At 51.6% G+C, this 9,784-nt stretch carries 11 protein-coding genes and 1 pseudogene; 10 read left to right on the top strand and 2 right to left on the bottom strand.

Annotation, left to right across the window (positions count from 1 at the left end; genetic code table 11):
- Positions 1-345: 345 nt before the first annotated feature.
- A pseudogene (locus J3481_RS15155) lies at positions 346-547 on the top strand (transposase); the annotation flags it as partial.
- A 49-nt stretch (positions 548-596) separates the two neighbouring features.
- On the opposite strand, the gene J3481_RS13895 reads toward J3481_RS15155, so the two are convergent.
- On the bottom strand, positions 597-920 hold the full coding sequence (locus J3481_RS13895; protein ID WP_206832747.1) for a DMT family transporter: 324 nt from the start codon (positions 918-920) through the stop codon (positions 597-599).
- Complete coding sequence (locus tag J3481_RS13890) at positions 917-1,474, bottom strand: TetR/AcrR family transcriptional regulator (RefSeq protein WP_236011735.1); 558 nt, start codon at positions 1,472-1,474, stop codon at positions 917-919. The genes J3481_RS13895 and J3481_RS13890 overlap by 4 nt, the downstream gene beginning before the upstream one ends.
- A gap of 229 nt (positions 1,475-1,703) precedes the next feature.
- Here J3481_RS13890 and J3481_RS13885 point away from each other — a divergent pair, with 229 nt between their 5' ends.
- The 9 genes from J3481_RS13885 to J3481_RS13845 form a co-directional block, all read left to right on the top strand.
- On the top strand, positions 1,704-2,543 hold the full coding sequence (locus J3481_RS13885; protein WP_206832746.1) for a quaternary amine ABC transporter ATP-binding protein: 840 nt from the start codon (positions 1,704-1,706) through the stop codon (positions 2,541-2,543).
- On the top strand, positions 2,540-3,379 hold the full coding sequence (locus J3481_RS13880) for an ABC transporter permease (protein WP_206832748.1): 840 nt from the start codon (positions 2,540-2,542) through the stop codon (positions 3,377-3,379). The genes J3481_RS13885 and J3481_RS13880 overlap by 4 nt, the downstream gene beginning before the upstream one ends.
- The gene (locus J3481_RS13875) at positions 3,369-4,475 is read left to right on the top strand and encodes an amidohydrolase family protein (protein WP_206832745.1); all 1,107 of its coding nucleotides are present in this window, start codon (positions 3,369-3,371) and stop codon (positions 4,473-4,475) included. The genes J3481_RS13880 and J3481_RS13875 overlap by 11 nt, the downstream gene beginning before the upstream one ends.
- On the top strand, positions 4,472-4,870 hold the full coding sequence (locus J3481_RS13870; RefSeq protein ID WP_206832744.1) for a Rieske (2Fe-2S) protein: 399 nt from the start codon (positions 4,472-4,474) through the stop codon (positions 4,868-4,870). Before J3481_RS13875 ends, J3481_RS13870 begins: the two co-directional genes overlap by 4 nt.
- Positions 4,857-5,750, top strand: a complete 894-nt coding sequence (locus J3481_RS13865; protein WP_206832743.1) for a glycine betaine ABC transporter substrate-binding protein — start codon at positions 4,857-4,859, stop codon at positions 5,748-5,750. Before J3481_RS13870 ends, J3481_RS13865 begins: the two co-directional genes overlap by 14 nt.
- Before the next feature lie 627 nt (positions 5,751-6,377).
- Positions 6,378-6,665, top strand: a complete 288-nt coding sequence (locus J3481_RS13860) for a transposase (RefSeq protein WP_206832742.1) — start codon at positions 6,378-6,380, stop codon at positions 6,663-6,665.
- Complete coding sequence (locus J3481_RS13855) at positions 6,650-7,531, top strand: IS3 family transposase (RefSeq protein WP_328702155.1); 882 nt, start codon at positions 6,650-6,652, stop codon at positions 7,529-7,531. The genes J3481_RS13860 and J3481_RS13855 overlap by 16 nt, the downstream gene beginning before the upstream one ends.
- 200 nt (positions 7,532-7,731) lie before the next feature.
- Positions 7,732-8,547, top strand: coding sequence for a transposase (locus J3481_RS15115; RefSeq protein ID WP_206832740.1), 816 nt, complete (start codon positions 7,732-7,734; stop codon positions 8,545-8,547).
- Between the two features lie 237 nt (positions 8,548-8,784).
- Positions 8,785-9,784: IS256 family transposase (locus J3481_RS13845; RefSeq protein WP_206882512.1), on the top strand; the 1,000-nt coding region annotated here is incomplete at its 3' end.

The raw sequence follows: 9,784 nt of genomic DNA, 5'->3' as shown, positions 1-9,784 counted from the left end.
GTAAACGACAAAATAAAGTTATCCACAACAAAACGCATGCCTACAAAAATACAAATGAAAACACGGCGCATGCCTGTGGATAAGTCCGACAAGCCGCGCTGCTATGGGATCCCACATTCATCCATGAGTCTACGTGCTCTGTCCAACTGTCGAAGTCGGGAAGCGCTCCCTGAAGGAATTCGAGTGAAACAGAGAATGCCACATCCACGGAAGCCCCGCCAGAGATGGCGGGGCTTTCTGCGCGAGGCACGGGAATGGCTGAATGATCTCGTGAATCGAACGGTGACTGTCCATCCACCGCCCCGGGACTGAACCTCAAGGTGTGATCGGTTTGACGGTTACGTCCTGTTCGTGGATGCTCTCGTAGTGAAACCTGTGAGGACGGCCGCGTACGTGCCTGCAGCGTCATGCTTGCGACCGTCATTCATATAGAAGGCTATCGCGAACTTCTCGGCGTGATGCTGGAAGATGGCGAATCCGAAGTTGGGTGGCGTACATTTTTGCATGGCTGAAGGAACGTAGACTCAGCGGTGTGGATGTGGTCGTATATGGACTTGATCACTGTTTCTTTGTTTACTTTCCATCATTTGTTTCAGCTAGGCTGTCTTGTTCAAATTAAGTATGACCACACCCACGATGATTAACAATATACCAATCACTATAGGAATATTTAGAGGTTGTTTCCATACGACGAGGCCAATCAAAGCGGTAAATGCCGTACCTGCCCCGGACCATATCGCGTATGACACACTGAGAGGCAGGTCTTTTAATACCAAGGACATGGCATAAAATGCGATTCCATAGCCCAACACTACACCAATACTAGGAAGAAGCTTTGTAAAGCCCGCGGTGGCCTTTAGCATCGAGGTTGCGAAGACTTCACTGACAATGGCAATACCAAGAAAGAGGTACGATATCATTTCAAATCCTCCTTCGTTAATTCAATTAGAGCGTCCCTCACTCGTTTCCTCAAACCCGGTTCTAACGAACTGCATCCAAATAGTTCAATAAACCACAGTCCATCCGCAGCCAGCCGAATGATGGTTGCTTTTACTGGATCTATATCGTCTTGCTCGATTCGACGCTGCCAATCGTCGTAATGCTCCTGAACGGGTTTGAGTAGCTCTGGATTTTCGCAACTTGCGGCTAGTAGTCCTACACTCATATTTTGCACGCCATCCAATAATTTAAAGGTTTCTTGCACATAGGCACGGGTCCACTTACCTGGGCCGTCAGTGTCGCGAGAAGCTGTTTTCTCCATGTTGGTAGTAAACTCATCCATGATACTGCTGACCATAGATTTAACAAGTTCTTCTTTTGTAGGAAAATGATATAGCAAACCACCTTTACTTACATGGGCTAGTTCAGCCACCGCTTCCAACGTGAGGTGTCCAACACCTCTTTCTCGAACCAGTTGTGCCGCAGCTTGAAGGATTTGGTTTCGTTTGGATGGGCGTCGACGAAGCATCGCCATGTTTTTTCTCATTCCTTTTATCAAGAGTAAAGTTGCAATAAAAATGTATACCGTCCGTACGGTCAATATATTGACACGTCCATTATAACAGATTATATTCTTTCTAGACCGAGTGGAATACTGCAACTTGTCGATCGGACCACCGAAGACAAGAGTGACGCTCCCGTCTCTTTGGGTCGGACGTCACCCTTGTCTTCTTCTTTTTGCACACAGTAGGAAGGAGGCTGACATGACACTGGTGAGACCGTTGATAGAGATTCGCCAACTTACTAAGATTTTTGGCAATCGTTCACAGCAAGCGTTGCAACTGCTGAACGAAGGTGCGAGTAAAGAGCAAGTTCGCCAGCAGACCGGTTGCATAGTGGGGGTTAATACAGTCGACTTAGAGATTAATCAGGGTGAACTGTTTGTCATCATGGGCTTGTCCGGCAGCGGAAAGTCCACTCTCTTGCGGTGTCTAAATCGATTGATTGAGCCCACTTATGGCAGTGTGCAAATCGGACATTACGAAGTAACCAATTTGAGCAAGCCCGAACTGCTGCGTTTTCGGCAGAAGAAAGTCGCGATGGTTTTTCAGAAGTTCGCTCTATTTCCCAACCGAACGGTGTTGGAGAACGTAGCGTTCGGTTTGGAAATACAGAATATAGAGAAAATGGAACGACAGAGAATTGCACGGGAGAAACTATCCTTGGTCGGTCTTGACCGATGGGCGGATGATTATCCGCAGAACTTAAGTGGTGGTATGCAACAGCGGGTGGGGTTAGCACGGGCTTTGGCGACGAATGCCGATATTCTCTTAATGGATGAAGCATTTAGCGCTTTGGACCCGCTCACGCGTGCCGATATGCAGAAAGAATTACTGAACCTTCAGAGCACGTTGCACAAAACCATCATCTTCATTACGCACGATGTGAATGAGGCGCTTCGCCTCGGGGATCGAATTGGAGTGATGAGAGATGGGGAATTGGTCCAGATTGGTACACCAGAAGCCATTGTCAATTCTCCGGTCGACGATTATGTAGCAAGTTTCGTAAGGAACGTGGGGGCTAGCTACGCGTGGAAGGGATGACTCTGATGCCGAGGGTCCCGATTGATGAGTGGATTAATGCCTCCGTGCAGTGGTTGTACAACAGGATTGGCCCGGAACTTGGCAACGTCTCCGACGCGATGCACAGTTTTCTTTCGACGCTTACCAACGGACTGATGGCACTCCCGTGGTGGCTTGTGACATTGGCATTCGCAACCTTAGCCTTTCGCGCGGGAAAGTGGCGGTTGTCAATTGGGACGGTCATTGGGCTCTTCTTGATTGAAGATCTTGGTATGTGGGACCCGATGATTGCCTCGTTGGTTCTGATCTTAGTATCTGCGTTCGTGTCTGTACTGATTGGGTTCCCTATTGGGGTTTGGTGTGCACGACAACCACTCGCATATCGCATTATCTCACCCATGCTGGATATCATGCAGACCATGCCATCCTTCGTCTATCTTGTTCCGGCGCTGATGTTCTTCAACATTGGTCCGGTACCTGCCGTTTTCGCGACAGTCGTTTTTTCGATGCCGCCAGTCATCCGATTGACCCGCCTGGGAATTCTTCAGGTGCCAGAAGACCTTGTTGAAGCCGCAACCGCGTTTGGAGCAAGTGACTGGAAATTGCTTTGGAAGGTTCAAGTCCCCTTAGCATTGCCGAATCTAATGGCCGGGATCAACCAGACCATCATGATGGCACTTTCGATGGTTGTCATCTCGTCAATGATAGGCGCTGGAGGGCTCGGTAATAATGTGGTGACTGCACTCGAAACGGTAAACATCGGACAAGGATTTGAAGCAGGATTTTGCATTGTGATTCTCGCCATTCTCTTGGATAGAATTTCGCAACAGATTGGAGGTACCCACCATGGAAAATAAGCATACGCAAGTGAAAGCAGATTTTCTGAGCTCAGGGATCATTGATACTGACATTCACGAACGAGCTTTATATCAGGATCTCATTCCTTATTTAGATAACCCATGGAGACGTTACATTACCGACTGTGGATGGCTCCAGGAGAAACATTTACCGTACACCCAACCAACTGTGGCTGGGCTCAATAGGGCGGATGCCACCGTCCCGGATGGGCGTCCGGCTGGATCAGACCTGGATTTTCTTCGGATACAGTTGCTTGATGAACTGAACATCCGGTATGGAATTTTGACGGGTGCTTTTGACCCGAGCCCTTCCTCCATGAACGGATGGTATGAGATGGCAGCTGCATTGGCCAGCGCCTACAACGACTACCTTATAGAGCACTGGTTAGAAAAAGACGACAGGTTGTACGGATCTGTCCATATCGCGGCTCAGGATCCAATAGCCGCCGCACGTGAGATCGATCGCGTCGGATCTCATCCGAAAATGGTTCAAGTGTTGCTTCCGATTGACAACATCGTGTGGGGTGATCCGTACTTCCACCCGATTTACGAGGCGGCCCAGCGTAACAATCTGGTTATTGCTATGCATCACAATGAGCCCGCCGTATACTTCGGACGGTTTCCAAGGTACTTCATCGAGTGGCATACGCTGATTTCGACCTCACACATGATGCAAGTGACCAGCCTTGTGTTTAACGGTGTATTTGAGAAGTTCCCGAATCTCAAGCTGCTCATGATCGAAGCAGGGTTCACGTACGTACCCCATTTGATGAGAAAGATGGACCAACAGTATCGTGACTTACGTCATGAGGTGCCTTGGATAAAGCGAATGCCAAGCAGTATTATCCGAGAGCATGTTCGTTTTACAACTCAACCGATGGAAGAATTCACGCGGGCGGAGTTTGAGCAGTGGATCGATTTACTTGGGTCTGATGAGATGGTCTGTTTCTCTTCGGACTATCCACATTGGGATTTCGATCATCCCGTGACCGCATTCCCGAGCCTGCCAACTTCTCTGCGTCAAAAGATATTTCACGATAACGCGTTGTCACTGTACCCGAAGTTTCCACGGAACAAAGGAGAGTCGCTGACATGAAACAAGTAGTATGCAAGATAAATGAATTGAAACCCGGGCTATTAAAAGAAGTGCAGTTTGGAAAAATTTCTATCGTGGTTTGCCAGACGCAATCCGGTGAAGTATATGCATTTTCGAATCGTTGCATTCATCAAGGTGCCCCTTTGTCCAAGGGTAAATTGTGCGGGACAACCGCCCCGACCAATTGCCCGGGACAGTACAGATACGTAAAGGAAGGTGAAGTACTTCGGTGTCCATGGCATGGTCGAGAATTTGATATCACCGAGGGGGGCAAAATGATTTCCGACCCAAGACGGGCACTTGGGAAGTTTCAAGTTTTCATTGATGGCGAAGACGTTATCGTCTCAACCATAAACGGTCGACCAAAAGGAGAGGTGCAACATGCAAAAGGTTAGAAAAGCAGGTCTGACTGCAGCCGCAATTGCCTCGCTCATCATAGCAGGAGGATTGGGCATTTCTCAAAACAAATTCGAGTCTGTCGCTCATGCTAGAGCGACAGATAACAAGACCATCACGCTAGGGTATGTCAATTGGGAAGAGGACGTTGCCGTCACCTATCTATGGGCAAATTTGCTGACGAAAAGGGGTTACCACGTCAATCTACAAATGCTCGATCTCGGGCCCTTGTACGCCGGACTTTCTCGTGATGGCGTGGACGTATTCTTGGATGCTTGGATGCCTGAACAACGACAATATCTGAATCACTATGGTTCCAGTCTGGTGAGTATCGGCAAATGGTACGAGGGGGTGACGAAGGAAGGGTTCGTGGTTCCACAGTATGTGACCGATGTGAACTCCATCGCTGATTTAAAGACTCATGCCTCTGAGTTCGGGAATCAGGTGATTGGAATAGATGCTGGTTCTGTAGAAATGCAGATCGCGCAAAAGGCGCTCAATGACTACGGGGCGAGCAATCTTATACTGGTTCCCAGTTCCGATCTCGCTATGATCACGACCCTCATCAAGGATTACAAAGCGAAGAAGCCGGTCGTTGTAACACTTTGGAGTCCACACTGGATATATTCGACATACAAGCTCAAGTACCTGACCGATCCCAAAGGTGACTGGGGCAAGGCCGGGTGGATTCAGGGAGAAGTAAACAAGGCATGGGCGTCTCGCAATCCGGAGGTCTTGAAGTGGCTGAGAAACTTCAAGTTGACCGAAAACCAATTAGAAATGTTAGAAGAATATATTAACGTAGCTAAATCGCCTCAGGTTGGCGTGGAAAAATGGATCAGAGAGAATCAGAAAACCATCAGCGCTTGGTTTAAGTAACTGTCAAGGATGAACGGATGCAGCTCCGTTTCGTACACCGTGGACTACGCTGAAACCGAGGTCCAGTGTAGAGCCACATACGAAGGGAGCTGCATTCTTCCCGCCAGTTGTGTTTGTCAAGCAAAAAGTGGTTCTTTCTCAGGTTTGGTGATGACGACATCATTCGACAACATGTTTGTCGCTTCAGTGCTACGCTTGAAAGGAGGTGAGACATATGGTCGAATGTTCTTCGCCGTTCTATCCAGATTTCGTCGTTATCGGAGCGTTTTTCAGTGAGACGATGATCGTCTTGCGACTCGCTGCCGTCCAACGGGGCAATCACTGTCCAACATGCGGTACCTGGTCAGAACGCGTTCACAGTCAGCGGTAACGAACGGTTCAGGACATTCCTTTGTTCGGCAAAACGGTCTTCCTTCGCGTCCGTTCACGCAAATTTTTCTGCGATTGCTCATCTTGTTCCACTCGCATTTTTACGGAGCGCTTCGATGGTTTCTTGGCCCCTTCTCAGCCGATGACGCTCCGGCTTCATCATCTCATCCAACACATCGGTCTCATGCTCGGTGTATACTTGCCCCAGAGTCAACCCAGACAGAAGGGATGGGTTACAATGAAGACGAGGTGTGTGTGATGCCGGGACGTAAGTGGACCGTGGACGAGAAAATGAACATCGTGCTCGAGGGCATGATGCCGGGGGCGAACATCAGCGAGGTATGTCGGCGGCATGGCGTGGCCCAGAGCCTGTATTACAAGTGGCGTGAGGCGTTCCTGGCCGGGGGACGGGCTGGATTGCAATCCGGTCCCTCTATGCGAGAGCAGGAGCTGGAGAAGGAGTTGCAGGAGGCCCGGGCTAAGATCGGTGAACTCACGATGCAGGTGGATGTGTTGCGAAAAAAATCGAATTGGGGCCGGAAGTAAATAGCCGTTCTTTGGTCTGTCAGCTCGCCAAGGAAGGGTTTCCGGTCCCAGTGATTGCAAAAGCTTTAGGGCTGAACCGAACGTACTGTTACAGCCTGCTTAAGCCGCCTATACCAAAGCTGAAGCGGCCCCCTGTGGACAAGGACGCCCTGGTCAAGCAGCGGATTCGGAAGCTGTGCGAAGAGTTCCCGACATACGGATATCGGCGAATCCAGGTTATGCTGCGTCGCCGATACAACTTGCAGGTGAACCATAAACGGGTGTACCGGCTGATGAAGGAAATGGGACTGCTTGTGAAATCACCGAGGCGAGGCGCTTCCCGAACGAAGCGGCCGGGAAAGATTCCGGTCACCCGGTCGAATGAGCATTTCCAGTGTGACATGACGAAGGTGTGGTGCGGGAAAGACGGTTGGGGATATCTGTTTGCCGTGATGGACGCCTATGACCGGGAGATTGTGGGGGACTCGTTTTCCCGTTTCTGCCGTACGGAGGATCTGCTGAAGGCGGTGGATATGGCCCTGAACTATCGCTTCCCGGGCGGCGTGCAAGGTGCCGGTTTGACGCTGCGAACGGACAACGGCTGCCAGATGACCAGTCGACGTTTCCTCGAAGCGATGAAAGCTTGCCAAATCAACCATGAGAGGACAGGCTACAACAACCCTGATGCTGACGGATATATCGAGCGATTCTTCCGTTCGCTGAAGGAAGAGGAAGTCTGGCTTCAGGAATACAGCAGCTTTGCTGAGGCGAAAGCGGCGATTGAGTCGTACATTCACTTTTACAACACGGAGCGGCCGCATTCCGCACTGGGTTATCGCTCGCCATCGGAATTCAGGACATGGAAACTGCAACAGAGCGTAGCGTGAAACGGTGGTTGTCCGAATTATAAGTCTGTCTTCTCTCTCTCTCTCTTAAAAGCCATCCCATCTGTCTTGACAAGATCGGGTTCAATACGGGTGGGAACCCAGGTGCCACGTTGTGTCGCAAACTTGGGATTTGGGTCAGCAAGGACAGTGTTCTCCGGGGCATTCTCCAACTCTCGCCCTCATCCACAGAACCTCTTGAAGTGATCGGGATTGACGATTGGGCCTATCGTCGAGGACAGCGGTATGGTACGATCATCTGCGACTTAAAGCATCATCGCGTCGTGGATGTACTCCCAGACCGAGAGAAGAATACCGTGGCCGATTGGCTTCGGGCTCATCCCGAAATCCGCCTGGTCAGTCGCGACAGTGCGAATGCGTACGCTGACGCCATACGGTTCGGTTTGCCCTCAGCCATTCAGGTCGCGGATCGATGGCACCTTCTGAAGAATCTTGGTGACGCTGTTCAGCGGTATGTTGCACGGCAACCTCTTCCCGTTTGGAAAGACGACGATGCTTATGCACCGTCCACCGAACGCGCCATGGCACCCCGATGCTCAGAAAAATCACGACGACAACACGAACGTCGAGCGGCCAAGTGGGCACGTGTTCAAGAAGTTCAGCAGCTTTACGCTTCCGGCATGAGCATTCGCGCGATTGCACGCCAGACAGGGCTCAGCAGACAAACCGTTCGAACATACCTACGATGGACAGATCTCCCTCACATCTCTCGGCCGCGGCGAAGGACACTACTTGACGCCTACAAGGACGAGATTTCGCAACTCCTCCGTCAGGGATACGCAGGTAGTCAGATTTTTCACCATCTCCAAACCAAAGGGTATTCGGGTTCTCGTTCCACCCTCACGCAATACGTCGCGAATCTGCGGCGGGAAGGCACGAATGCGAACCCTCCAAGAGCATCACAAGCGCAATTTCGACGTCGTCGGATGAACCCGCGACACGTTGCGCGGCTCCTCACACGCTCATCCAACGAACTCGATGACGAGGACAAACAGTAGGTTGCACTCATACGAGACACGGTCTCCAGTGCACATCGCGTGATCGAATTATGCCAAGCGTTTCGAGAGTTACTCAACAAGCATGACGCCGCCGGACTGGAACGTTGGATTCGCCAGGCTCGGACAAGGTTAGAGTCTCAAGTAGTGGTGTAAAATCGGACGACACAAATTGACGACGAAGCCACCGTGCGTGTCTACTAAAGTGTGACCAACACCAAAAGTAGGAGGCACGCAACGATGGCTTCGCTCAATAGCTTCGCAGTTCTCGAATGGATTCGCAAGATGCAAGACGTGGATCAGATCGATTTTTTACGGGAATTGATGCAACTCGTGACGCAGTTCCTCATCGATGCGGAAGCCGCAGAGAAAATCGGTGCCGAGCGCTATGAGCGGACGGAGAGCCGCGTCACACAACGAAACGGCTATCGTTCAAGGGCCTGGGACACGCGCCTCGGGACAGTCGATTTGAAGATTCCAAAGCTCCGTCAGGGCAGCTTCTTCCCTTCCATTCTGGAGCCCAGGCGTCGAGCGGAACAAGCGCTGGCTTCTGTGATCCAGGAAGCGTACGTGAAGGACGTGAGCACCCGCAAGGTCGATGATCTGGTGCGAGCGTTGGGCCTGGATGGCATTAGCAAAAGCGAGGTGTCTCGCCTCTGCCAGCTCATCGATGAAGAGGTTCGCCAGTTCAAGGAGCGGCCGCTCGAGCGTGAGTATCCGTACGTGTGGCTGGATGCCACGTTCCCGAAGGTGCGGGAGGGCGGCCGCGTGCAGAGCATGGCGCTGGTCATCGCCATTGGGGTCACGGACACCGGGGAGCGCGAGGTGCTGGGGTTCGATGTGGGAACGAGCGAGGACGGCGCGTTCTGGTCGGACTTTCTGCGCAGCCTGAAGGCGCGAGGGCTTCGGGGCGTGCGTCTGGTGGTGAGCGATGCGCACGCAGGCTTGCGCCAGGCCATTTCGGAAGTGCTGACGGGCGCGACGTGGCAACGCTGCAAAGTGCACACGATTCGGAACGTGTTGAGCCAAGTGCCGAAGAGGGAGCAGTCGATGGTGGCCTCGATCATCCGGACGATCTTCACCCAGCCCACGCAAGAAGCGGCCCGCGAGCAGCTTCGCCGAGTGGTCGCGGAACTTGAGAGGCGGTTCCCGAAAGCGATGGCCATCCTGGAAGAGGCGGAGGAGGATGTGCTGGCGTTTATGGCGCTTCCGGGCGAACACTGGCGGCAGATCTGCTCGA

Origin of the sequence: Alicyclobacillus fructus (assembly GCF_017329605.1) — a bacterium.
Classification (GTDB): Bacteria; Bacillota; Bacilli; order Alicyclobacillales; family Alicyclobacillaceae; genus Alicyclobacillus; species Alicyclobacillus fructus.
Note: the sequence above shows the minus strand (reverse complement) of the source record. Positions and strands in the feature narration are given on the sequence as shown.